Source organism: Luteibacter sp. E-22, from assembly GCF_049913125.1.
Classification (GTDB): Bacteria; Pseudomonadota; Gammaproteobacteria; order Xanthomonadales; family Rhodanobacteraceae; genus Luteibacter.
Window position 1 is genome coordinate 155,803 of the sequence record NZ_CP183975.1, and the last position, 26,240, is coordinate 182,042.

At 65.7% G+C, this 26,240-nt stretch carries 19 protein-coding genes and 1 pseudogene; 13 read left to right on the plus strand and 7 right to left on the minus strand.

The features are described from left to right. Positions 1–26 precede the first annotated feature (26 nt). The 3 genes and pseudogenes from pbpC (at position 27) to ACN9M2_RS00650 (ending at position 4,051) form a co-directional block, all read left to right on the plus strand. On the plus strand, positions 27–2,345 hold the full coding sequence (gene pbpC / locus ACN9M2_RS00640) for a penicillin-binding protein 1C (protein ID WP_426286274.1): 2,319 nt from the start codon (positions 27–29) through the stop codon (positions 2,343–2,345). Between the two features lie 275 nt (positions 2,346–2,620). Beyond that, positions 2,621–3,025, plus strand: a pseudogene (locus ACN9M2_RS00645) (hypothetical protein); the annotation flags it as partial. A gap of 33 nt (positions 3,026–3,058) precedes the next feature. Further along, on the plus strand, positions 3,059–4,051 hold the full coding sequence (locus ACN9M2_RS00650) for a fimbrial protein (RefSeq protein WP_426286275.1): 993 nt from the start codon (positions 3,059–3,061) through the stop codon (positions 4,049–4,051). A gap of 5 nt (positions 4,052–4,056) precedes the next feature. On the opposite strand, the gene ACN9M2_RS00655 is transcribed toward ACN9M2_RS00650, so the two are convergent. Then, on the minus strand, positions 4,057–7,167 hold the full coding sequence (locus ACN9M2_RS00655) for a discoidin domain-containing protein (protein WP_426286276.1): 3,111 nt from the start codon (positions 7,165–7,167) through the stop codon (positions 4,057–4,059). A gap of 100 nt (positions 7,168–7,267) precedes the next feature. Here ACN9M2_RS00655 and ACN9M2_RS00660 point away from each other — a divergent pair, with 100 nt between their 5' ends. Continuing rightward, on the plus strand, positions 7,268–7,813 hold the full coding sequence (locus tag ACN9M2_RS00660; RefSeq protein WP_426286278.1) for a DUF2058 domain-containing protein: 546 nt from the start codon (positions 7,268–7,270) through the stop codon (positions 7,811–7,813). A 7-nt stretch (positions 7,814–7,820) separates the two neighbouring features. Further along, positions 7,821–8,807, plus strand: coding sequence for an NAD-dependent epimerase/dehydratase family protein (locus tag ACN9M2_RS00665; protein ID WP_426286279.1), 987 nt, complete (start codon positions 7,821–7,823; stop codon positions 8,805–8,807). Positions 8,808–8,870: 63 nt separating this feature from the next. On the opposite strand, the gene ACN9M2_RS00670 is transcribed toward ACN9M2_RS00665, so the two are convergent. Both ACN9M2_RS00670 and ACN9M2_RS00675 read right to left on the minus strand, forming a co-directional pair. Next, positions 8,871–9,926, minus strand: a complete 1,056-nt coding sequence (locus ACN9M2_RS00670) for a bifunctional transcriptional activator/DNA repair enzyme AdaA (protein WP_426286280.1) — start codon at positions 9,924–9,926, stop codon at positions 8,871–8,873. Between the two features lie 77 nt (positions 9,927–10,003). Continuing rightward, positions 10,004–11,350, minus strand: coding sequence for an MFS transporter (locus ACN9M2_RS00675; RefSeq protein WP_426286281.1), 1,347 nt, complete (start codon positions 11,348–11,350; stop codon positions 10,004–10,006). A 154-nt stretch (positions 11,351–11,504) separates the two neighbouring features. Between ACN9M2_RS00675 and cyoA the strand changes: the two genes are divergently transcribed. From cyoA to ACN9M2_RS00705, 6 genes are all read left to right on the plus strand, one after another. Then, positions 11,505–12,569, plus strand: coding sequence for a ubiquinol oxidase subunit II (gene cyoA, locus ACN9M2_RS00680; protein WP_426286282.1), 1,065 nt, complete (start codon positions 11,505–11,507; stop codon positions 12,567–12,569). Positions 12,570–12,639: 70 nt separating this feature from the next. Beyond that, the gene (cyoB, locus tag ACN9M2_RS00685; protein WP_426287961.1) at positions 12,640–14,613 is read left to right on the plus strand and encodes a cytochrome o ubiquinol oxidase subunit I; all 1,974 of its coding nucleotides are present in this window, start codon (positions 12,640–12,642) and stop codon (positions 14,611–14,613) included. 52 nt (positions 14,614–14,665) lie between these two features. Next, complete coding sequence (gene cyoC, locus ACN9M2_RS00690; protein WP_426287962.1) at positions 14,666–15,241, plus strand: cytochrome o ubiquinol oxidase subunit III; 576 nt, start codon at positions 14,666–14,668, stop codon at positions 15,239–15,241. After that, entirely contained in the window at positions 15,238–15,639 is a 402-nt protein-coding gene (cyoD, locus tag ACN9M2_RS00695; RefSeq protein ID WP_426286284.1) for a cytochrome o ubiquinol oxidase subunit IV, read from the plus strand. The genes cyoC and cyoD overlap by 4 nt, the downstream gene beginning before the upstream one ends. Positions 15,640–15,641: 2 nt before the next feature. Next, positions 15,642–16,436 carry an SURF1 family protein gene (locus ACN9M2_RS00700; RefSeq protein ID WP_426287963.1) on the plus strand — a complete coding sequence of 265 codons (795 nt, stop codon included), beginning with the start codon at positions 15,642–15,644 and terminating at the stop codon, positions 16,434–16,436. Between the two features lie 199 nt (positions 16,437–16,635). After that, positions 16,636–17,565: a DUF535 family protein gene (locus tag ACN9M2_RS00705; protein ID WP_426286286.1), complete on the plus strand. Its 930-nt coding sequence runs from the start codon at positions 16,636–16,638 to the stop codon at positions 17,563–17,565. A 10-nt stretch (positions 17,566–17,575) separates the two neighbouring features. On the opposite strand, the gene ACN9M2_RS00710 is transcribed toward ACN9M2_RS00705, so the two are convergent. The 3 genes from ACN9M2_RS00710 to ACN9M2_RS00720 are packed head-to-tail and all read right to left on the minus strand — an operon-like array spanning position 17,576 to position 21,618. Further along, positions 17,576–20,032 carry a TonB-dependent siderophore receptor gene (locus ACN9M2_RS00710; RefSeq protein ID WP_426287964.1) on the minus strand — a complete coding sequence of 819 codons (2,457 nt, stop codon included), beginning with the start codon at positions 20,030–20,032 and terminating at the stop codon, positions 17,576–17,578. Between the two features lie 30 nt (positions 20,033–20,062). Beyond that, positions 20,063–21,079 carry a FecR family protein gene (locus ACN9M2_RS00715; protein WP_426286287.1) on the minus strand — a complete coding sequence of 339 codons (1,017 nt, stop codon included), beginning with the start codon at positions 21,077–21,079 and terminating at the stop codon, positions 20,063–20,065. Beyond that, positions 21,076–21,618 (minus strand): RNA polymerase sigma factor, encoded by a 543-nt coding sequence (locus tag ACN9M2_RS00720; RefSeq protein ID WP_426286288.1) that lies wholly within the window; start codon positions 21,616–21,618, stop codon positions 21,076–21,078. Before ACN9M2_RS00720 ends, ACN9M2_RS00715 begins: the two co-directional genes overlap by 4 nt. 220 nt (positions 21,619–21,838) lie before the next feature. Here ACN9M2_RS00720 and ACN9M2_RS00725 point away from each other — a divergent pair, with 220 nt between their 5' ends. Next, positions 21,839–23,533: an ArnT family glycosyltransferase gene (locus tag ACN9M2_RS00725; protein WP_426286289.1), complete on the plus strand. Its 1,695-nt coding sequence runs from the start codon at positions 21,839–21,841 to the stop codon at positions 23,531–23,533. On the opposite strand, the gene ACN9M2_RS00730 is transcribed toward ACN9M2_RS00725, so the two are convergent. Next, positions 23,523–24,146, minus strand: coding sequence for a YrbL family protein (locus ACN9M2_RS00730; RefSeq protein ID WP_426286290.1), 624 nt, complete (start codon positions 24,144–24,146; stop codon positions 23,523–23,525). The genes ACN9M2_RS00725 and ACN9M2_RS00730 overlap by 11 nt on opposite strands. A gap of 129 nt (positions 24,147–24,275) precedes the next feature. On the opposite strand from ACN9M2_RS00730, the gene ACN9M2_RS00735 reads away from it, so the two are divergent. Further along, positions 24,276–26,204 (plus strand): LTA synthase family protein, encoded by a 1,929-nt coding sequence (locus ACN9M2_RS00735; protein ID WP_426286291.1) that lies wholly within the window; start codon positions 24,276–24,278, stop codon positions 26,202–26,204. Positions 26,205–26,240: the final 36 nt, after the last annotated feature.

Consider the following 26,240-nt stretch of genomic DNA (forward strand, 5'->3'; position numbering starts at 1 on the left):
ACCGCATCAAGTGGCACAACGTCCTCGTGGCGTTGTTGCTGCTCGTGGCCGTGCCTGTCGGGCTGCGCCTGTGGCCGCACGACGATTTACGCACATGGTTTCCCTCGTCCACGGCGGTGTACGACGCGAATGGCCGGCTGCTGCGGCTGACACTGGCGAGCGACCAGCGGTACCGTTTGTGGGTGCCGCTGGAGGATATTTCCCCGGCGCTCGTCGACGCCGTCCTCCTGCATGAGGACCGTTGGTTCCGCTGGCATCCCGGTGTCAGTGCCTGGGGTCTCGTGCGCGGCGCGTGGATGACCTACGTGCGCCGTGGCAACGCACAGGGCGGCTCTACGATCACGATGCAGCTCGCCAGGCTGATGTGGCGCCTGGACACGCGCAGCCCGGGCGGAAAGCTGGTGCAGGCAGTCCGCGCGGTACAACTGGAATTGCTCTATTCCAAGCACGATATCCTCGAGGCATACCTTAACGCCGCGCCATACGGCCGTAACGTCGAAGGTGTCGGCGCGGCCAGCCTCGCCTATTTCGGCAAGGCACCCGCGCGGCTGAGCCTGCCCGAAGCGCTCACCCTTGCCGTTATCCCGCAGGAGCCGTCGCGAGGCCTTCCGGGTCATGTCGACGGCAGTGCCGTGATCGGCAAGGGCCTCAAGCTATCGCGCGATCGACTGTTCTCGCGTTGGATCGCGAAGCACCCCGACGACGCGAGCGCGCGGCCGCTGTTCGACCTTCCCCTTCGCCTGCGTCCGCTGTCACAGCTGCCGTTCGAGGCGCCGCACTTCGTGGAGCAGGTGCTTGCCGAACGCCGCCTGGACGGCGACAGTGACATGCGCGTCGCGACGACGCTCGACCTCGGCCTCCAGCACAGCCTGGAGCGTCAGGTGCGCCAATACGTCGAGCGCAGCGGCGATCGCGGTATCAAGAACGCGGCTGCGATCCTGGTCGATACGCGCGACATGGGCGTCAAGGCCATGGTCGGGTCCGCCGACTATTTCGATGCGTCGATCCAGGGGCAGGTCAACGGCACGTTGGCGAAACGCTCGCCCGGCTCCACGCTGAAACCCTTCATCTATGCGCTGGGCTTCGACCAGGGCGTGCTCCACCCGGAGACCGTGCTGCGCGACGTGCCTTCCGCCTTCGGTCCGTATACCCCGGAGAACTTCGACGGCCATTTCCTGGGCCCGGTGACCGCGACCCAGGCGCTGGTCAGAAGCCGCAACATTCCGGCGGTGCAAGTGGCGGCCAAGCTCGCCAATCCCAATCTTTACCAATTCCTTCGGGATGCCGGTGTCTCGCGCATGGCCAGCGAACAGCATTACGGGCTGGCTCTCGTGCTGGGTGGCGGTGAAGTGACCATGCAGGAGCTTTCCGGCCTCTACGCGATGCTGGCCAATCGGGGTGAACTGCGACCGCTGCGCCTGCTCGCCGCGCAGCCGAAGAGCGGTGGCACGCGCCTTCTCAGCGAGGAGGCGAGCTTCATGGTCATGGACATGCTCAGGCAGAATCCGCGTCCTGACGACGCGGTGGCCGCGCAGGCCTCGCGCCTTCCGATCTACTGGAAAACGGGCACCTCGTGGAGTTTTCGCGATGCATGGACCGCCGGTAGTTTCGGTCCCTACGTGCTGGTCGTATGGATCGGCAACTTCGATGGCGCGGGAAACCCGGCTTTCGTCGGAGTGGACGCCGCCGCGCCGCTGTTTTTCCGTATCGCAGACGCACTGCGTGCCGAACGCCCCGGCCTGGCCGAGCCCATCCGGCGCAATCCACCGAATCTCCGCCGCATACCCGTCTGTCTCGCCAGCGGCGACTTGCCGAACGCATGGTGCCCCCAGGTGGGAAGCACGTGGTACATCCCTGGAAAATCGCCGATCAAGGTGAGCAATGTGCATCGCCCCGTGGTGGTCGACACGGCGACAGGGAAGCCGGCGTGTCCTCCTTACGATCCCGGGCGCACGCGTACGGAGGTCTACGAATACTGGCCCTCCGATCTCGCCCGCGTTTTCGCCCAGGCAGGCATGCCCCGAAGGATTCCGCCGTCGCTGCCGGATTGCCAGGGCGGCGGCCAACCCTTGGGCGATCCACCGAAAATCACCTCGCCATTGAAAGGCAGCACGTACCAGATACGCGTATCGCGCCTGGGCAGCGAAAGCATCGCTTTCTCGGCGACGACCGATGCCGCTTCGCACACACTCTATTGGTTCGTGGACGATGCCTATCTGGGCAGCGTTCCGAGCGGCCAGTCCTTGATGTGGGTACCAGAACGCTCCGGCCGTTTCCTCGTACGCGTGGTGGACGACCGTGGCCGCACGGACTCGCGCGAGATGGGAATCGGGGCGCTGGAGTAGCACTTAGCACGGCACGGGCGTTCTTGTCCTAAGAAAGAGGGCCACGTAATGAAAGCGTGAGCTGCGTCGAAGGTCGGAAACAAACTCAAAATTTTGAGGAAACTTCCATATGGATTGCCGGCGCATTCCTACACACTTTCGTCAGCGCTCGCGTTTGTCGAGCTCGGCTGCGTGATGCGCGGGGATGACCCGTGTCTCCCCAGGCCGACGGCTCCAAAAGAGTCGTTGCTCAGAAAATCATGAAATAAAAGGTTGTCCCCGCCGAACGCCAGGAAATGGTCGCCTGCTCCCTCGGGGCCGCGCTCGCCTACGACGTTCCCGCCAACGTGCTGCTCGCGGTGGCGGAGAAGGAGGCCGGCAAGCCCGGCCAGTGGGTACGCAATGACAATGGAACGTTCGACGTAGGAGCGCTGCAATTCAATACGGCCTACCTTCGCGACCTCGACCGTTACGGCATCACCGCGGCGGACGTCGCCGCACCCGGCTGCTACCCTTTCATGCTCGCCGCATGGCGCATACGCGGACACTTGCGTAACGACAGCGGCGATGTTTGGACGCGCGCGTCGAACTACCACTCGCGCACTCCCCGCTTCAATGCACGTTACCGCGCGGACCTGATCCGCCGTGCCGTGCGCTGGACCACGTGGCTGGACAGTCACTTCCCCACCCACGACGCCGTCGTGGATGTCACTCCTTACGGAACGAGGTAAGCAATGAAAAATACAAGCAGGCGATTACGTCGAAATTTTTTGCTTGCGGGAGTTATCGGCGCATCCTGGCAGTCCGGCACGGCATGGGCCAAGGATGGCGGTTGCTACCACTCCGCCGACGGCTACTACCAGATCGGGCAGACCGCGCAGATAACCGTCACCAACGACATGCTTCCCGGAACGGTCGTTCGTGATGAGAAAGCACACGGCGATGGCAACGTGTTGGCGACGTGCGTGGAGGGTGAGGCGACTTTCGAAGGGGACTACAGCCGGGTCACGGTCAATGGTCTCGTGCCGTTGACAGTCGATGGAAAGGACTCCGGATTCGGTGTCGAGCTCTACATCGATGAACTTCAGGAGGGCACCAGCTTTTCATTCCCGCACAAGTATAAACGCACGTTCAAGCTGGGCGATCCCGTGCGTAGCAACCATGCCGACATCGGGTATCGCATCGTCCGCATGACGGGTCCGGTGGAATTCGGCGCCTTCGACAAGCTGACCATCGGCCAGCAATGGACGTATCAGCCCAACGGCGTTGCGACCAAACCGTTTCGTCACATGAAGATCTACGACCTGACGCTTATCCGTCCTGCATGCAGCATCGTCGCGGAGGACCTCAACCAGACGGTGGAACTGGGCCCCTTCAACACGGGTAACTTCGCGACGCCCGATCGGGCGACGCGATGGGAGGCCTTCCATCTCAGGGTGGACCAGTGCCAGGAGCCGGTGGGCCTCGTCGCGACATTCACCTTCGGTGATGCCAGCGATGCGGTCGTCGGCCAGCCGGACCTGTTCACGCTCGATGGGCCCGAGAATGTCGGGCTGGAACTTGCCGACGAGAATGAAAAAAATATCGCTCCCGGTGTAGGGGCCCGGTTCAACGCACTAGGCACCGGCGAGGTCTATACCTTCAATGCGCGCTTGCGTGAGATCCGCCCGACCGTGCGGGGTGGGCGCTTCAGCCGCAGGGTCAGGGTTCTCGTCGAATTCATGTAATCGCGTCAGTACTCCGCCTTGAGGATATGAAAGGGGCCGGCGAGCCTCACGCCATCGGCATCCCATTCCTTGACCGCCTTGCCATCGGCGATGACCCTGACGGGCTTCACTCGCCCGGGCCAGAACACTCGCACCGGCGTGCCGGCGCGGATGCCTTGGTCGAGTGTCACCGTGAAGGTCTTGCCGTCCCGGCGGGCGGTCAGGCTCAAGGATCCGTAGGCGACGGGCAGCCGCGTCACCGAGAGGCCGCTTCCCGTCACCCACGATGCCGGAGCCCCCGGCAGAAGGTACAAACCGTCGTCGGCTTCGCGCATCAGCATGCCGAAGAGGGTGCGCGCGTACTCGGAGCCGATCCAGGTGTGCGGCATGTCGCCGAGATAGCCGGGATGGCGCAGGCGCGAATGCACCACCTCGGCCCACATGTTCCATTCGGGCGGCCGGCGATCGCGAACGACGTCGGCGAGGAGTTCGGCGGCGTCGTCCGGTCGGTCGAGATATACGTAGGTCAGCACGTTGCGCAATTCGTACGGCGTGTATGCGAACAACTCACCCGGTGTTTCGCGCTTGCGTACGTCGGCGAGGTAACGGTCGAAAGTCCTCACCAGCGCATCGTGCGGCAGGACGTCCATCTGTCCCGCAGGATCGAGTGCGATCGATACGCTGGTGGGATCGCCGTCACCGAGATCGGCGGCGGCGGGAATGGTATCGGAACCCTTCCAGGCCATCGTCGTCTCGATCGACTTGCGCAGCGATTCGCGCAGGGCCGCGTACTGCCCGCGCGCGTAGGCAGCCAGCTCCTTGTCGCCCCATTGCTCGGCAAGCCACGCGCCGTCGTGCCAGCCCTTCAGTGCCCAGTAGTCGTCCCAGTAGCTATGCGTAGGGCTGGAGTAACCTTCGTGACTGATCGACGGGGCGATGATCCCGTGGAAGCGTTCGGACGCAGGCAGGTTCGACAGGTATCCCGGCACCATCGTGCGTTCACGCAGTTCCTGCATGAAACGCATCGCGGCACGGACCTTGGGCAGATAGTCTTTCACGCTGGCGGGGCCACCGCCGAAGCGGGCCACGTCGGCGACGAGATTGATGAATTCCCCTTGGCTGTCGTATTCGATGTCCGAACCGAAACCGCGGTTCACGCTGCCGTCGGCGTTGAGGATAGGCGAGACCAGGCCGTTCTCGTGCACCGCATGTGCCGCGTACCAGTCGAGGTAGTCGCGTGCGGTCTTGATCTCGCCCATGCGCAACAGGATCGACGCGGTCGCGGCGCCATCGCGGATGAACGAGCGGTTGTAGTTGCGTGGTCCCGCCTGCATCGCGTGGCCGGTCTGGTTCACCAGCATGTATGCCGCCTGCGAACGCAGGATATCCACGAGCGATTCGTCCGGTAGCGAAATGCCCACGCTGCCGAGGCGCTTCTGCCATTCATCGGACACCTCGGCCGCCAACGCGTCGTATCCGGCGGCGGTGAAAGCGGAACGATCGATCGGTGGCGGTTCGGGAAGGCGGCCATTCGCATCGGCTGGTGCGTTGCCGAGTGGGAACGCGAGGACGATGTCGCGCGTCTGGCCGGGGTCAAGGTGTACGCGGTAGCCGAGCAGTCCAGCGGCGAGACCGTCCGGATCGTGGGCTTCCCTGGCGGCGGGCGCGGAACCCGCCGCCGCGTTCGCGGTGATTTCCGTCTCGCCATGCGCACCGAATGGAGCGGCCCCGGCCTGGTCCACCGGCGTGAGGGAGGTCAGTAGCGTCCTTCCTTCCACGCGCACGTTCGTGCTTGCGCCGGTGCCGGTGATCGCGATGTCGTGGATCGGCGATGCGCCACCATTTTGCCAGGGCGGATTGACCTGGATCGGACGTACGACCAGGGACAGCGTGCCGTCGACGACGGTGGCGCCATCGTTGTGCAGGCGATGGCGAAGGAGGACGACGGGCTGTCCGTCACCTTGTACCGCTATGGCCTCGCTGGTGATGGAGAGCCCCGGTTGCGCGGTCCAGCTCACCGACGGCATGGGCTTCCAGCCGTCGCGCAGCGCGTGTTTCCGCTCGGTGCCGTCGGAGACGGCGGTGCGGCCCGACGCATCGCGCCAGATGGCCTGGATCTGCGGGCCGCCCTTGAACGGTTCGATGTCGCCGTATTCGTCGAAGATCGACTTCTGCAGCCCAGCGGGCACACCGACCGCCGTCCAGTACACCTGTTGCATGTGCAGCGAGGAAGGGAACAGCGCGGCGTTGTCGCGTGAAGCGGCTACCTGGTAGCGCTTCATCGGCGTCATGGCGCGGAGGGGGCCGAGGAAACGCAGGCGTTTGATCCGAGGCGTGGTGCCGTCCTTCGCGCCGACGACGAGACGCAACGCGCCAACGTCCCGAGCCTCGCGCGCCGCGAGATAGGAACTGTCGCCGAGGCTCCCGGGGTCGCTGTCGAGGGTCGACCAGGCGCCCTTGGCGTCGCGTGCCTGGAGCGTGGCCCCATCACGCGGCCCGTCCCAGAGGACCTCGACACCGGCGATGTCCAACGGACGGGGCAGGGCGATGTCGAGTTGCCGCGTGCCACGGGGTCCCTTGCCGACGATCCCCCTGGCGTGGCCGTCGGACCAGAGCGAGGCACCATCGTCCTTGCCATCGAGGCCGGCGATGCGGGCCGCATCGGCAGCCGCGAACGGCTCGAACTCGAACACGGACACGCCCCAGTCCGCCGTACGCGCCGGCGCAGCGAGGCGTACGAAGCGTGCCTCGGTGGCGGGGAACACGAGGTATTCCGTCCCGCCGGGCGAGTCGGTCACGGTGTAGACGGGACGGAAATCCTTGCCATCCACGGAGGTCTGGATCGAGTACGCGGCGGCGAAGCCACTGTCCCAGTGGATCCGTACGCCGCCGACCTTCGCCACCTTGCCAAGGTCTACCTGGAACCACTGGCCCGGGCTGAAGGCGCCACCCCAGCGGGTGGTCTCATCGGTGTCGATGGCGTGTTCGGGCGCCAGCGCGGGCACCTGCTGGGAGGAGCTGCTCGCCTTCCATTCCGCGCGTGGCGGCAACCGGTCGGCCGCGAACGCGGGGGTGGCAAGGAGGGTGGCCAGGGCCAGGCTCAGGCGCAGGGAGCGCGGGGAAATGAGGACGTGCATTCGTTCTACCTCCGGGGAGGCCACCAAGCCTAGGCACGTAACGCGATGTAACCAACCCTTCGGGCTAGAATCGAAGCCCCGCTGGAACGAAATGCTCGATATGCGCAATCCATTACAGGAACAACTCCTCAAGGCCGGCCTGGTCAAGAAAGACAAGGCCGCCAAGATCGTGCGCGACCAGGCCAAGCAGCGGCAGGGCAAGGCCCCGCCGCCCCCTGTCGATGACTCCATCGATGCACGCAAATTGCAGGCGGAACGTGCCGAACGTGACCGGGCCCTGGCCGCCGAGCGCAACGCCGAGGCTCGTGCGAAGGAAATCCGCGCACAGGTGCGCCAGATCATCGAGACGACCAAGGTGAAGCGCGAAGGCGACAGCGCTTATCGTTTTCCGGATGGCGAGAAGATCGCCAGCATCTTCGTCAACGACGCGCTCCGCGTGCAACTGGCATCCGGCGCGCTCGCCATCGCACGTGCCGGCGAGGGCTACGAGTTGATTCCTCGTTTGCCCGCCGACAAGATCCACGCCCGCGCGCCGGATATGATCGTGCTCGACCACGGGCGCAAGGAAGGTGCCGCGGCGCCGTCGGAAGAAGATGTCGACGACTATTACAAGCAGTTCGTCGTGCCCGACGACCTCATCTGGTGAGGATGCGATGACCGTTCTCGTCACAGGCAGCGCGGGTCATCTCGGCGAGGCGCTCGTGCGCCGCTTGCGAGCGGACGGTCGTGCGGTGAAGGGCCTCGACATCAAGCCCTCGTCGCATACGGATGTCGTCGGTTCCATCGCCGACGAGGCCTTCGTGCGTGATGCCATGTCCGGCGTCACCCGCGTGATCCACGCCGCCACGTTGCACAAGCCGCACGTCGCGACGCATTCCAAGCGGCAGTTCGTCGACACCAACGTCGGCGGCACGGTGGCGCTGCTGGAGGCCGCGGTGGCGCATGGCGTGCGCTCGTTCGTTTTCACCAGCACGACGAGCACGTTCGGCGCGGCGTTGTCTCCAGCACCCGGCGAACCGGCGGCATGGATCGACGAAGACGTCGTGCCCGTGCCGAAGAACATCTACGGCGCGACGAAGATCGCCGCCGAGGGCATGTGCGAACTGGTGGCGCGCAAGGAACATTTGCCGGTGCTCGTGCTGCGGACCTCGCGCTTCTTTCCCGAGGACGACGACAATGCGAGCGTACGGTCGGCGTACGGCACGCTGAACATGCAGGCCAATGAACTGCTGTATCGGCGAGCCGACATCGAGGACATCGTCGAGGCGCATCTGCTTGCACTCGACCGGGCGCCGTCGCTGGGTTTCGGTCGTTACATCGTCTCGGCGCCGACACCTTTTTCGCGGGACGCCGTCGCCGCGTTACGCCACGATGCGGCCACGGTGGTGCGGGGGTTGTTCCCCGAGGTGGATGCGCTTTATGCGGCGCACGGGTGGAAGTTACTGCCCTCGATGGACCGCGTCTATGACAGTACTCGCGCCCGTCGCGACCTTGGCTGGGCACCGAAGCGCGATTTCGCCTTCGTGCTGGAATGCCTGCGGCGCGGTGAGGATTTTCGTAGCGAACTGGCTCGGGCTATTGGCGTGAAGGGGTATCACGACGAGGTGTTTGCCGAAGGGCCGTATCCGGTGTTGGGCTGAGGCAAGCTCCCATCGCGGACAGGGTCCGCTCCCACCAGGCATGAACAGTGGCCCTGTCCGCGATCAAGTTGCCGCCACCTTCCGTTCGTGCCGCAACAGCCAGTCTTTCCGCCACAACCCTCCGCCATACCCGGTCAGCGACCCATCCGCCCCGATCACCCGGTGGCACGGGATGACGATGGCGATCTGGTTGGCTCCGTTGGCCCGGGCGACCGCCCGAACCGCCGTGTGCCGTCCCGCGGCTGCCGCGACGTCCGAATAACTGCGCGTCGTCCCCGGTGGAATGGCGATCAGCTCGTCCCACACGGCCTTGGTGAATACCGAACCATGCAGGGCGAGCGGTATTTCGAAGGCCAGCCGGGTTCCGGCGAAATAATCACGCAGCTCGGCCTCGATACGGTCGATGACCGGCGTGCGGCCGAACGTGATCGTGGAGCGGCTCGCCTCGCGCAGCCGCTTCAACTCCGTGGGCAAGGCTGCGCGGTCGAAGAACTCGAGCAGGTGCAAGGCATGGGTATCCGCGACTGCCAGCATGCTGCCGATAGGGGTTTCGATCCAGTCGGCCTTGAGCAGTTCGCGCCCACGCAGCTCGGCCGGGCTGTCGCCGATCAGCTTGACGATGGCTTCGCGAAAGCCGCTGCCGGAGTCGTAACCGGCCGACTGTTGTGCGTCGATGACGCTGGCTCCCGCCGCTAGTCGATCCATGCCACGTCCGGCCCGGCGCAGGCGGGCCATGTCGAGGAAGGTGAGGCCGAGGTGGCGCTTGAACGCGCGGCGGACGGTGGAAGGATCGTAGCCGAGGCGGACGAGGTCGTCCTCGGACCAGATCCGCTCCGGCTCTTCTTCCAGCCGCCGGAGCAGGGCCGAGACCATGGGTTCGCGCTGGCCCACGGGATCGAGCGGCCGGCAACGCAGGCAAGGGCGGAAGCCCGCTTCGAAGCAGCTGGCGACGGAGTCGAAGAAGCGGGTGTTTTCGAGCTTAGGCTTTCGCGCGGGGCAGGTGAGCCGGCAGAAAACGCCCGTGCTGGTCACGCCGACGAAGACATGGCCGTCATAGGCGGGATCACGCTCAAGCAGGGCCCGGTAGAGGGTGTCGTGGTCGGGGAGGTCGAAGAGCATGAGGCATAGGGTACGCCGTGCCGGACGGGCACGGCGCCGGAGATCGGGCGGCTATTTCCCCCCGGAGGACCGCCCCCTTAAGCCTTGTTCCGGTCCGTCTCGAAGGCCTTGTTGATGCGCAACGCCAGCAGGGTGCAGGCCACGCCGGAGAGCAGATAGGCGCTGACCGCGACCAGGCCGAAGCGGGCCGACAGGCCCAGCGCCACCAGTGGGGCGAAGGCCGCGCCGATCAGCCAGGCGAAGTCGGAGGTCAGGGCCGCGCCGGTATAACGGAACCGCTTGGCGAAGTTGGCGGTGACGGTGCCGGCCGCCTGGCCATAGGAAAGGCCGAGCAGGGCGAAGCCGACGATCAGGAAGGCATCCTGGGCGATCTTGCCGCCGCCGAGCAACCAGGGCGAGGCGATGGCGAACAGGCCGATCAGCACGGCCATCGTGCCCAGCGTATTGCGACGGCCGACCTTGTCGGCGATGACGCCGGAGGCCACGGTGGCCAGGATCGCCACGAACGCGCCGACGATCTGTACGACCAGGACGTTGTTGATGTCCTGCGAGCGATTCAGGGAAATCCACGACAGCGGGAAGATCGTCACGATATGGAACAGGGCGTAGCTGGCCAGGGCCGCGAAGGCGCCGATGAACAGGTTGTAGCCCTGTGCCTGGACCATCTCGATGATGCCGATCGGCTCCAGCTCGCGCTCTTCAAGAAGCTGGGTGTATTCCTCGGTGACGACCAGGCGAAGGCGGGCGAACAGCGCCACGACATTGATCGCGAAGGCCACGAAGAAGGGATAGCGCCAGCCCCAGCCGAGGAAGTCTTCACGGGACAACTGGGTATTGAGGAAGAGGAACAGCGAGGCGGCGATCAGGAAGCCGGTCGGGGCGCCCAGCTGGCCGAGCATGGCGTACCAGCCGCGGCGGTTCTTCGGCGAGTTCAGCGAAAGCAGGGAGGGCAGGCCGTCCCAGGAACCGCCTAGCGCAATGCCCTGCAAGAAGCGCAGCACCGACAGAATCACAATGACCGTGTAGCCGTTGGACGTGTTGGCCGGCAGGAAGGCGATGCACACCGTTGAGGTACCCAGCAGGAACAGGGCGGCCGTAAGCTTGGTGCTTCGGCTCCAGTTGCGCTGGATCGCCATGAACAGCGTCGTGCCGATGGGGCGCGCGATGAAGGCGAACGAGAAGATCGTGAAGGCCAGCAGGATGCCGTCCAGCTGGTTCAGGAATGGAAAGAACACCGACGGGAACACGAGGACGGACGCGATGCCGTACGTGAAGAAGTCGAAGTACTCCGAAGCGCGGCCGATGACCACGCCCACGGCGATCTCGCCGGGGGCCACGGCGGCGTGGCTGGTCTGGTGCTGGCGGCGGACGTCGTTCTCGGCGCCTTCCGCGGCATTGTGATGGGCGTGTGAAATGCTCGACATCGTATTCGGCCCGCTCGGGGAGGTGGATGGCAGGATAGCCAAGGATCGCACTACTCGGCTTGCAGGGCCATGGGACAAAGTGTCCTATGGCCTGCGCAGGCGTATCGGCGTATTTTTTCGTGTCCCCACGGTTGCCTCCATCATGCGAATGTCCATGAAGATGTTGCGCGGATTGCTGATCCCCGCCCTGGCCCTGCTCTTGTCGGGCTGCGATGCCGTGCTGCTATCCCCCTCGGGCGACATCGCCCGGCAGCAGCGCGACCTGATCATCATTTCCGTGGTGCTGATGCTGATCATCATCGTCCCGGTGATCGCGATGACCTTGATCTTCGCCTGGAAGTACCGGGCGTCGAACGAGGCGGCCCGCGCCGAATACGCCCCGGACTGGAACCACTCCACGGTGCTGGAGCTGCTGATCTGGGCGGCGCCCCTGTTGATCATCATTGCCCTGGGCGCCGTGACCTGGACCAGCACCCACAAGCTGGACCCGTACCGTCCCCTGGACCAGATATCCCAGGGCCGCACCCTGGCCCCCGGTACGAAGCCCCTGGTGGTCGAGGTCGTGGCGCTGGACTGGAAGTGGCTGTTCCTCTACCCGGAACAGGGCATCGCCACGGTGAACGAGATGGCCGCCCCGGTGGACCGCCCCATCGAGTTCCACATCACCGCTTCGACCGTCATGAACGCGTTCTTCGTGCCCTCGCTCGCCGGCATGATCTACGCGATGCCGGGCATGGAGACCAAGCTCCATGCGGTGATGAACAAAACCGGCGATTTCGAAGGCATTTCAGCCAATTACAGTGGTGCCGGCTTCTCCGACATGCGCTTCCGCTTCCATAGCCTGTCCGACGCTGATTTCGACGCCTGGGTGGCGAAGGCCAAGGCGAGCGCGGACCAGCTCGGCCGCGAGGACTACCTCAAGCTCGAACAGCCGAGCGAGAAGGAACCGGTCCATTACTACGGGACGGTCACCCCCGGCCTCTACAACGCCATCCTCAACCGCTGCGTCGAATCCAACCGCATGTGCATGAACGACATGGCGGCGCTCGATGCGCATGGTGGCCAGGGCGTGGTCGGTGCCTACAACGTGACCTCGCTCGACGCCGCGACCCGCGCGCGAGTGGGCCTGGCCGACGCCCGCCAGCGTTATGTCGGCGCCCTGTGCGTCGGCAACGGCACCGCCGGCCAGCCGATGACACCTGCCGGACGTCCGCTCTAAGAGCGGCGGCCTCCTCAGAATTCAAGCCTTGCCGAGTCCGGTAATGAACATGCCCGATCTAGCCAAACTGATCTTCGGACGCCTCACCCTCGAGGCGATCCCATACCACGAGCCGATCCTCGTCGGCACCTTCATCATGGTCGCCATCGGCGGCATCGCCCTGCTTGCCGTGATCACCCGGGCGAAGCTGTGGGGCTACCTGTGGAGCGAGTGGTTCACCAGCATCGATCACAAGAAGATCGGCATCATGTACATGGTGTTCGGTATCGTGATGCTGCTGCGCGGATTCGCCGACGCGTTGATGATGCGTGCCCAGCAAGCCGTCGCCTTCAACGGCAATCCGGGCTTCCTGCCTCCGCACCACTACGACCAGATCTTCACCGCCCACGGCGTGATCATGATCTTCTTCGTGGCGATGCCGCTGGTCACCGGCCTGATGAACTACGTCGTGCCGCTGCAGATCGGCGCACGCGACGTGGCCTTCCCGTTCCTCAATAACTTCAGTTTCTGGATGACGGTCGCCGGCGGCTTGCTGGTGATGGCCTCGCTGTTCGTGGGTGAGTTCGCCCGCACCGGCTGGCTCGCCTATCCGCCCTTGTCGGGGCTGGCGCAGAGTCCGGATGTCGGGGTCGATTACTACATATGGTCGCTACAGGTGGCCGGCGTGGGAACGACCCTCTCCGGCATCAACCTGATCGCTACCATCGTGAAGATGCGCGCGCCGGGCATGTCCATGATGAAGATGCCGATCTTCACCTGGACCTCGCTGTGCACGAACGTGCTGATCGTGGCGGCCTTCCCGGTGCTCACGGCGGTGCTGGTGCTGCTCTCCCTCGACCGCTACGCGGGCACCAACTTCTTCACGAACGACTTCGGCGGCAACGCCATGATGTACGTGAACCTGATCTGGATCTGGGGCCACCCCGAGGTCTATATCCTGGTGCTTCCGGTCTTCGGCGTGTTTTCCGAGGTCGTCTCCACCTTCAGCCGCAAGCGCCTCTTCGGTTATGCGTCGATGGTGTACGCCACGGTGGTCATTACCGTGTTGTCCTATCTGGTGTGGCTGCACCACTTCTTCACCATGGGCTCGGGCGCGAGTGTCAACTCGTTCTTCGGCATCACCACGATGATCATCTCGATCCCCACGGGCGCGAAGATCTTCAACTGGCTGTTCACCATGTACCGTGGCCGCATCCACTTCGAGGTACCGATGCTGTGGACGGTGGGCTTCATGATCACCTTCGTGATCGGTGGCATGACCGGTGTGATGCTGGCGGTGCCGCCGGCCGACTTCCTGCTGCACAACAGCCTGTTCCTGATCGCGCACTTCCATAACGTGATCATCGGCGGCGTGATCTTCGGCCTGTTCGCCGGTATCAATTACTGGTTTCCGAAGGCCTTCGGCTACAAGCTGGACCCGTTCTGGGGCAAGTGCTCGTTCTGGTTCTGGCTGGTGGGCTTCTACCTTGCCTTCATGCCGCTCTACGTGCTCGGCTTCATGGGCGTCACGCGCCGCATGAACCACTTCGAGGACCCGTCGCTCGCCATCTGGTTCCGCATCGCCGCCTTCGGCGCGGTGTTGATCGCGCTCGGCATCGGCTCGTTCCTGGTCCAGTTGTGGGTCAGCTACAAGCGCCGCGACGAGTTGCGCGATGTCACCGGCGATCCGTGGCACGGCCGCACCCTGGAATGGTCGACGTCCTCGCCGCCGCCGGAATACAACTTCGCGTTCACTCCCATCATTCACGAATCGGATGCGTGGTGGGACATGAAGGAGCGAAACGCCGGTCGCCGCACCGAGGGCTACCTGCCGATCCACATGCCGAAGAACACCAGCGCCGGGATCATCATCGCAGGCTTCGCCTTCGTGCTCGGTTTCGCGATGATCTGGCACATGTTCCTGATCGCCGGCATCACCTTCGTGGCCCTGCTGGTGACCGCGATCGGCCACACCTTCAACTACAAGCGCGACTACCACATCCCCGCCGATGTCGTGGCCCGGACCGAGGCCGCCCGCACGGAAGAGCTTGCCGCCCATGTCTGATATGAACGCCACGCCCTCCGCCGCCGTCGCGGACCAGGACCTCCAGTTCTGGATGAAGGAAGACCACCATCCGGCCAACGGCACGTTGCTCGGGTTCTGGATCTACCTGATGAGCGACTGCCTCATCTTCGCCTGCCTGTTCGCCACCTATGGCGTGCTTGGCCGCAGCTACGCGGGCGGTCCTTCCGGAGCCGACCTGTTCGAACTGCCGCTGGTCGCGATCAACACGACGATGCTGCTGCTGTCTTCGATCACCTACGGCTTCGCCGTGCTGGAGATGCAGAAGAACCGCAAGGGCACGATGATGGCCTGGCTCATCGTCACCGGCCTGTTCGGCGCCACCTTCCTCGGCATCGAGCTCTACGAGTTCGCCAACCTGATCCACGAGGGCGCGGGTCCGCAGCGCAGCGCATTCCTGTCGTCGTTCTTCACCCTGGTCGGCACCCACGGCCTGCACGTGACCTTCGGCATCATCTGGCTGATCACCTTGCTGTTCCAGGTGGGCCGTTTCGGGCTCACGCCGGCCAACAAACGCCGCATCATGTGCCTGTCGATGTTCTGGCATTTCCTCGACGTGGTCTGGATCGGCGTCTTCACCTTCGTTTACCTGATGGGAGTGCTGCCGTGAGCGCGCACATCGAATCGCACGATCACCACGAACACGAACACGACGACGGTCACAGCCATAGCACCCTGAAGGGCTACATGACGGGGTTCTTCCTCGCCGTGGTGCTGACGGCCATCCCGTTCTGGCTGGTGATGGGCAAGGTCATCCCGAACTCGCAGACGCTGGCGGTGGTGATCCTCACCTTCGCCGCGATCCAGATCGTGGTGCACATGATCTACTTCCTGCACATGAACACGAAGTCGGAAGGCGGCTGGAACATGCTGGCGCTGATCTTCACGCTGGTGCTGGTCGTGATCACACTTTCCGGTTCGATCTGGGTCATGTTCCACCTCAACTCGAACATGATGCCGGGCATGTCCCATGACATGACCGAGCAGCAGGTGAAGAACCTGCCTTGAGCGTGGACGGCGCCGACGACACCACGACGCCGCGCCGACCGCGCGGCGTCTTCGTTCTGGGCTTGCTGGCCCTGCTGGGGATGGTGTTGTTCGCGGCGTTCGTCGCGCTGGGCGTCTGGCAAGTACAGCGCCGGGCGTGGAAACACGACCTCGTCGCCCGCGTGGATGCGCGAGTGCACGCGGAACCGGTGGATGCGCCGGGCCGCGGCCAGTGGCCGCTGGTAAGTGCGGCCAACGACGAATACCGTCGGGTCAAGCTCATCGGCCGTTTCCTGCAGGACAAGAGCGTGCGCGTCCGGGCGAGCACCGAACTCGGCATGGGCTCGTGGCTGCTGACGCCACTGCGCTTGCGCAGTGGCGACGTGGTGATCGTGAATCGCGGTTTCGTCTCGCCCGCCTGGTGCGGGGGCAAGGCCACCTGCACCCCGGGACCGTCCGGGGAAGCCTCGGTGACCGGCCTGCTTCGCATCAGCGAACCGAAGGGCGCGTTCCTGCAGCCGAATCGGCCGGCGGAGGATCGCTGGTTCTCGCGTGACGTGCCCGCCATCGCCGCGGCGAAAGGTCTCGACGACGTGGCACCGTATTTCGTCGATGCCGATGCGGCATCCTCGCCGGGGCGCGGCGAGGGCAACGACGGCCCGGTCGGTGGACTCACCGTCATCGCCTTCCCCGACAACCATCTCATGTACGCGATCACCTGGTTCGCCTTGGCACTGCTGACCCTGCTGGCGGCGTGGATCGTCTGGAAAGACGAGCGGCGCAAGCGGAAGGGCGAACGCCGCAAGACTAGCGTCTGACCACCTGACGCCCGGCGGAACCGGCCACCCCTGTGGGAGCCGACTCTGTCGGCGATGGGTGCTTGCGGCGACCTGGCCCGCTGCCGCGGGATCGCCGACAGAGTCGGCTCCCACCAAGGCCTGAAGTTGTCTCTCAGCAGGCCATGCCATTTCCTCAGCCTGGCATTTCAATTTCAGGGTCGCCGTACGTCTTGTAGGTATGCAGCCCCGCTACCCCCACAGCGCGCCCTTCGACGACCTGCCGCTAGGCTGGACGTCGCCCCGCCAGGATCGCGGCCCCCTGGGCCTGGTGTTCGACCATGCGCGGCGGCGCGCGATCTTGCGACGCTCCCGGCCCATGCCGGAGCGGCGGCTCGCTTATCTCCTGCGCACGCTCACCGCATTTCGCCGCCAGGCCCAATGGCTCCGGCTGGTGGGTGCATCGCGTGCGATGCGGGTGGCCGCCGAGTTCAATCCGCGGGTGTACGAGCGCTGGCAGTCGCACTACATCTCGCGGTCTTTCGATCTCGATGCCCGCGCGCGGCTCATCGAAGCCCACTATCGCTTCGTGGCGCGCGAATTCCCCGAACGCTTGAGCACCCGCCTGCTCAAGGGCCATGACGTACGCCTTGCCACGCTGCCGCTCGGCGACGGCGAAGTGGCCTATCTGCATGCACGCGCCCCGGAAAGCGAGTGCACCGGTGAGCTCGGGTTGTACCTGTTGAACGGCGACAAGGAAGTGATCTCGTCCTGCGCGATCACCTTCGGTGGCGCGGAGGGGCTGCTCGTCGGCGCCGTGCGTGGCTCATGGGCCTATCTGGGCCGTGGTGCGATCGCCCGGTTCAGCCGGGCCAGCGGCGGCCTGCGCCCGCGCGACCTGCTGTTGGCGGTGGTGCGCGCACTGGCTACCTATTACGGCGTGGAGCGCGTACGTGGCGTGTCCTGCGCGGCACATCCACTGGATCGCCGTGCCGGCGTGACGGCTGCCTCGTACGACAGGTTCTGGCGTCGTCATGGCGGTGTGCCGGGCGTCGATGGCTGCTATGACATCCCCCGTCTCGGCGAATCGAGCGGACGTGCCGAGCGTGACGCCTTCCGCCGCGAGGCCTGCGAGGTCGCGCTGAAGGCATTCGCGAAATCGGTTGGCTGAATCCCAGCGGTTAGAAGTCGTAGGTGCCGGTGAGCAAGACCACACGCCCCTGTCGTATCGGTACGAAGGTCTCGTCGAAGTTCACGGCGTACAGCGTGCGCGCGAAGAGGTTCTTCACGCCGAGCGTGAGCCGCCAGTGCTCGCCGTAGCGCGATACGTTGGTTTCCACGCTGGCTTGCCCGGGGATGCCGAAATATCGCCCGTCCGAACTCGTGCGGCCGAGGCTGCGGCTGCGGGCGAGAATGCCGGCCGCCACGCCCCACGGCTTCACCGCCCCCTCGCCGAAGCGATAGCTCGTCCATACGGCCGCCTGATGCTTCGGCGCACCGGTCGGCCGCGTGTCGTCATGGTTGCTGATGTGCGCTTCGGTGAGGCTGGCGAGCACGTCGAGCCCGGGCGCGACCTGTCCCGCGAATTCCAGTTCCAGGCCGCGATTGGTCTGGCCCGGCCCCGGCGTGGCGAAGAAAGGCGGTTCGGGCGAGACGAGGTCGACACTGTGGTCGACGTGGATGCGGTAGAGCGCCGCGGTCAGGCGCGCGCGCTGGTCGAACAAGTCGAACTTCGCACCGAGTTCGACCTGGCGCGAGGTGGCCACCGGTAGAGGCTGGCCGTCCTTGCCAAGCAGGGGATCGGGCTGGAAACCGGTGGATGTATCGGCATAGAGGGCAATGGTGGGCGAAAGCTTGTAGACCACGCCCAGTTTTGGAATCCAGCGCGACTTGTGCACCCGGCGGGGTGAGCCGTCCTGCCAGCGGGTCTCCAGTTCGTAGTTGGTACGACGCAGCGCCACCAGCACGTTCCATTGCTCGCCGATCGCCATCTGGTCCTGCAGGTAGAGGCCCGCGTTGGTCTGCCACGAGCCACCCAGCGCTTGCACCGTGGTGCTGACCGGCGCCACCAGCGTATTGAATTTCGCGGAAAAGTCGTTGCTGCTGCGCAGGTCGTAGGCAAGCGGCCTGGTGATGATCACGGCGTCGATGTTCGATGTGTCCGCCGTGACGCCTTCCTCGGTACTGCCGCTGCCGTTGTCGCCGGCATGTGTCCGCGCCAGGTCCAACCCCATCAGCAAGGTGTGCGTGACGTCGCCATGGCGGAACGTGGTGCTTAGGTCGTTCTGCCAGGTCCAGTACGTTCCCGAATAGCGGAAGCGGCGATCCACGGCGTCCAGCGCCCCGGCGAATCCGCTGGCGAGATAGGACTGGCTGCGGCCGTCGCTGCGCTGGCGCACGTACTGGCCCTGGCTGTGGAAGGTCCAGTCATCGCCGAATTCATGGTCCAGTTCGAATACCGCCCGGCTCGTACGATAGGTCGATTCGTCGGTGGGATCGGCGGATAAGGAACGGTAAGGCTTGGCGGTGGACAGACCGGGACCCAGCAGCACGGTGTGGTCGGGGCCGGGCACGCGGTTGTCCACGAACTCCAGTCCGCCCATCACCCGCGTCTGCTCCCCCTGCCACGCCAGTGACGGGGCGAGATAGGCACCCCTGCCGCCGCCAAAGCCTTGCGGCGTCTTCTCGCCGCGCTGGCCCGCCGCCACGAGGCGGTAGGTCACGCTGCCGTCTTTCGAGGCGGCGCCCGCCAGGTCGAGGCCGAGTCGCGCGCCGTCGTACTCGCCCAGCGAATAGGTCAGCGTGCGCACGGACTCGGCTTGTGGCCTCTTCATGACGACGTTGATCGAGCCACCGAAATTGTTGTTCTGCGAGGCATCGCCAAGGATGGCCTCGGGGCCACGCAACACTTCCACGCGCTCGATGCCGATCAGCGGGGGAAGATCCTCGGTACGGGCGATACCGTTGGGCATGCCGTCGGTCAAGCCGTGGCCAGCGTCGAAGCCGCGGATCAGGAAGAGCGGCGAGCCGCCATACCCGTCCACGTATTGCACTCCCGCCACGTAGCGGGCGACATCGCCGATATCCACGGCCTGCTGCGATTCGATCACGTCCCGGGTCACCACGGTGACCGACTGGGGTACATCGGTGAGTCGCGCCTCGCCGCGCGTGACGGTGCGCGTGGTGTCTGCCTTGAAGCCCGTGTCGGAAACCAGCCCTTGCACGTCCACGGTGGCCAGTGGCACGACGGTGCCAGGATCGAACGCGACGTCGGGATCCACCGGGGCGGGTGTCGCGTTGTCGGGTTTCTGCCGCTGCCGGACCACGACGGTGCGCTTGTCGTACGACTCGCGTTGCAGGTCGGTGCCCTCGAGCAACTCGTCCAGCGCGGCATTCGGAGTCAATACGCCCTGGGCGCCACCCGAGCGCCAGTTGGCGATCGAGCCGGAAGCGGTGAGGACCTGCACGTTCGCTTGTTTGCCCCAGGCCAGCAACGCCGTGGCCAGCGGTTGCGGCGCGATGGCGAATGGCATGGGGACGGAAGGGCCGTCGGCAGGTGCTTCGGCCGCCCCGGCGGCATGCGCCGCGAGAGCCAGCGCGAGCGCGCCGGTGAGTGCGCGCCGGCGCCCGCGAAGCATGTACTGCAAGACTTGCGGCCCTTGTGGTCTTCAGCGCGGCTGGATGCTCCGCGCCATCGTGGTCTGGCGAGCGAGTTCCAGCCGGTCGGGATAGGTGTCGACACGTACCGGGAAGACTCGCGGCAAGGCGGATACCCAGCTGTCGATGGTATCCACCTCGACCGTACCGGTAAACGTCAGTTTGCCGAGGGCAGGATCGGTGAGCCGGATCGGTCGCGCGCTGTAACGGTTCACGTTTTCGATCACCGAGGACAAGGGCTCGTTGACGAACTCCAGGCGATGCCCGCGCCAGGCGGTGGCGCTCGCGGGGTCGATGTCGAGGATCCGCATCGCCTGCGTCTCAGGGTCGAAGGAGACTTCACGTCCCGCTCCCAGTTCGATGGTGCCGGCGTCACCCTGGGTGGCCAGGGGCGAGACCCGCACGCGGCCCTCGGTGACGGCGACAGTCACCCGGTCGCCGGTGCGGCGCACGTTGAAGGCGGTACCCAGGTCGAGGATCTGCAAGGGCCCCGCATGGACGACGAACGGCCGTTCGGCGTGCGCGACGCGGAAGAACGCCTCGCCTGCTTCGAGGTCGACGGCGCGCTCATCGCGACCGTAGCGCGCGGTGATCGAGCTGGCGCCGCCGAGTTCGATGCTGGAGCCGTCGGGAAGGTCGATGTCGCGATGGCCCGCCCGTTCGCTGACGTATTGCCGCGGCGCTTCTACCTGTCCATGGCGCAAACCCAGGAACGTGCCCGCTCCGACGACGGCGAGCAGCACGCTGGCCGCCACGGCGAGAGCGACGCGTGGAATCGTGCGGCGCGGCGGCCGGGGCGGGGCGAACCGATGGGCGAATGCCTTGCGGTTCTCCGCGTCCATGGTTCCGGCCACTTCGGCGAGGGCGGACGCGCGGTCGAAAGCCTCCGCATGCCGCGGATCGGCTTCGAGCCACTCGCTCCATTGGAGCAAGGCCGGATCGGGCAGGCCGGGGTCTCGAAGGCGGACCCACCAGTCGGCGGCGGTGTACTCGATCTGCCGATCGGCAGCGTGGGTGGTCGTGGTCATCGGAGGTTCTCCGCGCGGTCGCGGCGTTCACGGCAATGCGCCAGGGCATTGCCGACGTGGTAGCGCACCATGCGCTCACTGAGATTCATCTCACGCGCGATCGTGGCGAATTCCCGCCCTTCGATCACGTGCATGACGAAGGCGCGACTGGTCTTGGGGGGCAGTTCGTCGAGTGCCTGGCGCAGGTCGCGCCACTGTTCGTGGGCCGAGGCGTGTTGCTCGGGAATCGGCGTGGCGTGCCAGTTGTCGCCGTCGGGGTCAGCGGGCGCCGAGGCTCGCACGTTGCGCATGCGCAGGCGGTCCACGGCCAGGTTGGAGGCAGCCCGGAACAGGAAGGCGCGCGGCGAGTCGATCACGGTCGCGTCGTCCAGCGAGAGCAGCTTGAGGTAGACCTCCTGAGCCACTTCCTGGGCATCCGCGAGCGAGTTCAGCCGGGCCCGCAGGAAGCCCACGAGTGCCGCGTTGTGCTCGCGGAACAGGGCCACCACCTGGGTGGCGCGCGTGCCGCCGGGTGGCGTGCCCGCCTCGGATGGATCCATGGTTTGCCTGACCGCGTTCATGGGCTGGATATAAGCGCTATATGGTCGCACGGTGGGAAATCGACGCCCGTACGGGCAGGGACGAACGCCGATTTCCGCACCGGCGAACCCTTTAGACGTGCCAGCTCCGGAAAATTGAAATGGACCCCTAAGCGAACGGTAAGGGTGGCGGGGTGCCCCTTCGGCTACGATGCGCGGGACCGCCTTGCCAGACGTATCCATGCTATCCACCGACGAACGATCCCTTCGCCGCGAGTTCGGCTGGTTCATGCTGATCGCCCTGGCCGTGCTGGCGGCGGGCATCGGCCTGCGTGACCCGTGGCCGCCGGACGAGCCGCGCTTCGCCCTCGTCGCCCGGCAGATGCTCGAATCCGGCCAATGGCTGTTCCCGCACCGGGGCATGGAGCTGTATTCCGACAAGCCGCCCATGCTGATGTGGACGGAGGCCTTCTGGATGTGGCTCACGGGCGGCTGGCGCGGCGCCTTCCTGTTGACCTCGCTTTTCTCCGGCCTCGGCACGCTCGCCCTCGTCTGGCACCTCGGCCGGCGACTGTGGAACGCGCGCGTGGGCCTGGTGGCGGCGACGCTCGTGCTGGCGACGATGCAGTTCGTCGACGTCATCAAGCACGCGCAGATCGACCCACTCAACCTGTTCTGGATCACGCTGGGCAATACCGGCATCTTGCTTCACTGCTTGCGCGGCCCGAACTGGCGCATGTACTGGCTGGGCTGTTTCGCCGCCGGGCTGGGGGTGATCACGAAGGGTGTGGGCGTCATCGCCTTGCTGATGCTGGTTCCCTACGCCGTGATGCGTGCGCGGCAATGGCCGGGGGTGACGGTGACCCGCGGCGACGGCTGGCGCTGGGCGGGCGGCGCGCTGGCTTTCCTGCTCGCCATCGCGCTGTGGCTGGTGCCGATGCTCGCGACGGCCTACGGGTTGCGCACGCCGGAGTATCTGGCCTATGTGCACGACATCCTGTTCCGGCAGACCGCCGAGCGCTACGCCAATTCCTGGCAGCACGAGGAAAAACCGTGGTTCTTCCTGCTGGTGATCCTGCGCCAGTGGATTCCGACCTGGCTGCTGGTTCCTTTCCTCGTGCCGCGCTGGCGCGAGGCCCTGCGCCTGCGTGAGCCGCGGGTGTGGATGCCCCTGCTGTGGTTCGTGCTGGTACTGGTGTTCTTCTCGATTCCGCGCGGCAAGCGCGAGATCTACATCCTGCCCGCGCTGCCGATGCTGGCCCTGGCGATGGCGCCGTATGTCGTGGACCTGCTGAAGACGCGCTGGTTGCCCAGGGTCGCGTTCTGGGTGACGGTCGCTTGCGCCGCGGTCTTCGGCGGAGCCGGCCTGTGGGCGCTGACGAAGGCGCCGAAGGCGGCGCAACGCATCGCCGAAGGCTACGAACTGCCGGGCCACGGCCACGACCTCTGGGTCTGCGTGATCGCGGTGGGCGTGGGCTTCCTGGTGTCGGCGCTGGTTTTCAGGCCACGACGCGGGGTCGCCGCCCTGCTCGGTGGCATGGCGCTGGCATGGATCATCTGGCCGTTGGGCACGTATCCGCTGCTCGACGCCAACCAGTCCACGCGTCAGCTGATGGAGGAGGCGGACGCCGCGATCGGCACCGATGGCGAGCTCGGCCTCGTGGTGTGGCGCGAGGAGCTTCTCTATCAGGCACGGCGGCCCGTGGCGGAGTTCGGCTTCGCGCGCGATTCGGCGGCACAGCTGCGCGATGCGCGCGCCTGGCAGGCGGCCGATCCGGCGCATCGCTGGCTGCTCATCAACGAAGAAGCGTTCGACGACTGCATCGTCGCCGACAAGGTCGTGCCGCTGGGCGTGGCGAACCGCTCGCGCTTCGCGCTGCTTCCCATGGCGGCGTCGAAACCCGGCTGCGTGCCGTCGCCAGCGGTTACGAAGTAGGCGGCGCGTCGGCCTTCGTCCGCCGCAGCATGCGCTCGTACTTCTTCTTCGTCCGCGAGGCGTTGTGCGCGCGGTTCATCGAGCAGTGCGGGATGATGTTCTTCTCGCCGAAGCCGTCGATCATGACCAGGCGTGGCCCGCCGCGGGAGTCCTCGCCGTAGACCACGTTCCATGCGTGCAGGTCGGCGGCGATGGTGTTGTGCGAGAGCAGTCGCGCGTAGAACTCGTCCAGCTCCGCCTGGGTCTTCGCCGTGAAGCCTTCCGCCTTCACCCAGTCGTGCAGGGTCGGCGCCAGCCGGCCATCGGGCGTGCGCACCTTCTCCACGATCTGGCCGAGCCCGATGTCGGTCATCTCCAGGCCGACCACCCGCGCGATGGGCGAAGTGGCATAGCCGCCCACGTAGATCCCGGTGACGTACTCGCGGAATTCGCGCACGAAGTCCTTGTACGGCCCGCTGCGTGCCATGCGGCGATACCACGGGGCCTTGTTCCAGCGTTCCTCGATGGAGCCGCTGGCGATCACCTTGATCAACAGGTCCGCCTCGCCGGGGTGCTGGTACACCTCGCGGACATGCCCGGTGGCGATCGGCTGGGCCTCGGCCAGTCTGAACATCGTCGATCCTCGTGCGGTGGCCGAAAGGCCGCCGTAAGTTGCTGATGGGACGCACAGTGTAAAGTCTTGGCGCTGTAACATGCGTCTTCCACGCGTGGCCATCCGCCGCGCCCCACCCGGATCTCCAACGTGCGCAAGCTCACCTGGCGTTTCATCGTTGCCGCCCTCGTCTTCCTGACGCTCTCGCGCGTGGGACTATCGTTGTGGCAGTGGACCCGCGTACACGATGCCGGCGGCCTCTGGCCGGTGCTGTTCGGCGGCTGGCGCATCGACCTCTCGCTGGTCGCCATGATCGTGGCGTGGCCGGCGCTGCTCTCGCCCTGGCTCGGTCACCGCGCATGGCCCACGCGCATCGCCGCATGGTGGCTGCGCTTCTGGTGGCTGGCCTTCGTGCTGCTGGAAGTTTCCACGCCGCAGTTCATCGTCGAATACGACACGCGGCCGAACCGTCTTTATTTCGAATACCTGACCAGCCCCAACGAAGTGGCGGCCATGCTCTGGCATGGGTACAAGCTCTCGGTGGCCGCGGGCCTCGTGGCCTTCGCGCTGATCGGCTGGCTGGGTTTCCGCCTGCTGCCCACGCGCCGGCCGGATCGCGTGCCGATGCGCGGATGGTTGCGCCCCGTGGCCACCGTGCTGGCCTTCGTGGTGCTCTTCCTCGCCGGCCGCGGCACGTTGCAGCATCGTCCTTTGAATGCCTCGCAAGTCGCCTTCACCAACGACGCGATGGTCAACACCTTGCCGTTGAACTCGCTCTACAACGTGCTGAACGCGGCCATCGCGCTGGGCAATGAACGCTCCGCGTCGGCGGTGTACGGCAAGATGCCCGAAGACGAGATGCAGTCGATCGTGCGCAGGGACGCCGGGCTCGACGGCGCGCCGCTCGATCCGCAATACCCGAGCCTGCATCGTCAGCAAGCGACACGTCAGGGCGAGAAGCCGCTCAACCTCGTCATCATCCTCGAGGAGAGCCTCGGCGCGCAGTTCGTCGGCAGCCTTGGTGGCGCGGGATACACGCCGGAACTCGACAAGCTCGCGAACGATGGCTGGTGGCTCACCCGCACCTATGCCACCGGCACGCGCAGCGCGCGTGGCCTCGAGGCCGTCACCACCGGTTTCCTGCCCACGCCTGCCGAAGCCGTGTTGAAACTGCCGCGCAGCCAGCGCGATTTCTTCACCCTCGGCTCGCTGCTGGATACCTTCGGTTACCACACGCGATTCCTCTACGGCGGTGAGGCGCACTTCGACAACATGCGCTCGTTCTTCTTCGGAAACGGGTTCAATGAAGTGGTGGATCGCGCCACCTTCGAGACCAAGCCGGGCTTCGTCGGTTCGTGGGGCGCGTCCGACGAGGACATGTTCAACGAGTTGCACCACCGGCTCCTCGACGACGGCGACAAACCCACCCTCACGGTGGCCTTCTCGGTGTCCAACCACACGCCCTGGGAATATCCCGCCGGCCGTATCCAGCCGGACGGCGATCCGGCAAGCAACGCGAATGCCGTGCGCTATGCCGACTGGTCCATCGGCCGCTTCTTCGAGCGGGCGAAGCAGTCGCCGTACTGGAACCACACCGTGTTCCTGATCGTGGCCGACCATGATGCGCGCGTGTTCGGCGCGAGCCTCGTGCCCGTGCGCCACTTCCACATTCCGGCGTTGATCCTCGGCGCGGGCGTGCCGGTGAAGAAGGATGACCACATCGTCAGCCAGGTCGACCTGGCACCCACCCTTCTCTCGCTCATCGGTATCAGCAGCGAACACCCGATGCTTGGTGCCGATCTCACCCAGCGTTATCCGGACCGCGCCATCATGCAGTACGGCGACAACTACGGTTACCTGAAGGACGACCGCTTGATCGTGCTTCGCCCCAACCAGGCGCCCACGCAGTACCGCTATACCTTGAATGGCGAGTACAGCCCCGACGGCGAGAAGCTCGAGCCGCAGCCGGTCGATCCGCAGCTCGAGAAGACCGCGCTGGCGCATGCCTTGTGGCCAAGCTGGGCCTACGGCAAGCAGCGCTACCGTTTGCCTGAGAAGGCCGGCGCGGCGAAGCCGTAGGACACCGGAACGAACGCGCCGTAGCCCGCGAAGCGG

What these genes read in the sequence shown, in the direction of transcription:
- ACN9M2_RS00705 (WP_426286286.1), top strand. Translation starts at nt 16,636, where the DNA reads ATGCAGCCCCGCTACCCCCACAGCGCGCCCTTCGACGACCTGCCGCTA.
- ACN9M2_RS00675 (WP_426286281.1), bottom strand. Translation starts at nt 11,350, where the DNA reads ATGTCGAGCATTTCACACGCCCATCACAATGCCGCGGAAGGCGCCGAG.
- ACN9M2_RS00720 (WP_426286288.1), bottom strand. Translation starts at nt 21,618, where the DNA reads ATGGATCCATCCGAGGCGGGCACGCCACCCGGCGGCACGCGCGCCACC.
- ACN9M2_RS00730 (WP_426286290.1), bottom strand. Translation starts at nt 24,146, where the DNA reads ATGTTCAGACTGGCCGAGGCCCAGCCGATCGCCACCGGGCATGTCCGC.
- ACN9M2_RS00665 (WP_426286279.1), top strand. Translation starts at nt 7,821, where the DNA reads ATGACCGTTCTCGTCACAGGCAGCGCGGGTCATCTCGGCGAGGCGCTC.
- cyoC (WP_426287962.1), top strand. Translation starts at nt 14,666, where the DNA reads ATGAAGGAAGACCACCATCCGGCCAACGGCACGTTGCTCGGGTTCTGG.
- ACN9M2_RS00655 (WP_426286276.1), bottom strand. Translation starts at nt 7,167, where the DNA reads ATGCACGTCCTCATTTCCCCGCGCTCCCTGCGCCTGAGCCTGGCCCTG.
- ACN9M2_RS00715 (WP_426286287.1), bottom strand. Translation starts at nt 21,079, where the DNA reads ATGACCACGACCACCCACGCTGCCGATCGGCAGATCGAGTACACCGCC.
- ACN9M2_RS00670 (WP_426286280.1), bottom strand. Translation starts at nt 9,926, where the DNA reads ATGCTCTTCGACCTCCCCGACCACGACACCCTCTACCGGGCCCTGCTT.
- cyoA (WP_426286282.1), top strand. Translation starts at nt 11,505, where the DNA reads ATGAAGATGTTGCGCGGATTGCTGATCCCCGCCCTGGCCCTGCTCTTG.
- ACN9M2_RS00710 (WP_426287964.1), bottom strand. Translation starts at nt 20,032, where the DNA reads ATGCTTCGCGGGCGCCGGCGCGCACTCACCGGCGCGCTCGCGCTGGCT.
- ACN9M2_RS00725 (WP_426286289.1), top strand. Translation starts at nt 21,839, where the DNA reads ATGCTATCCACCGACGAACGATCCCTTCGCCGCGAGTTCGGCTGGTTC.
- ACN9M2_RS00650 (WP_426286275.1), top strand. Translation starts at nt 3,059, where the DNA reads ATGAAAAATACAAGCAGGCGATTACGTCGAAATTTTTTGCTTGCGGGA.
- ACN9M2_RS00660 (WP_426286278.1), top strand. Translation starts at nt 7,268, where the DNA reads ATGCGCAATCCATTACAGGAACAACTCCTCAAGGCCGGCCTGGTCAAG.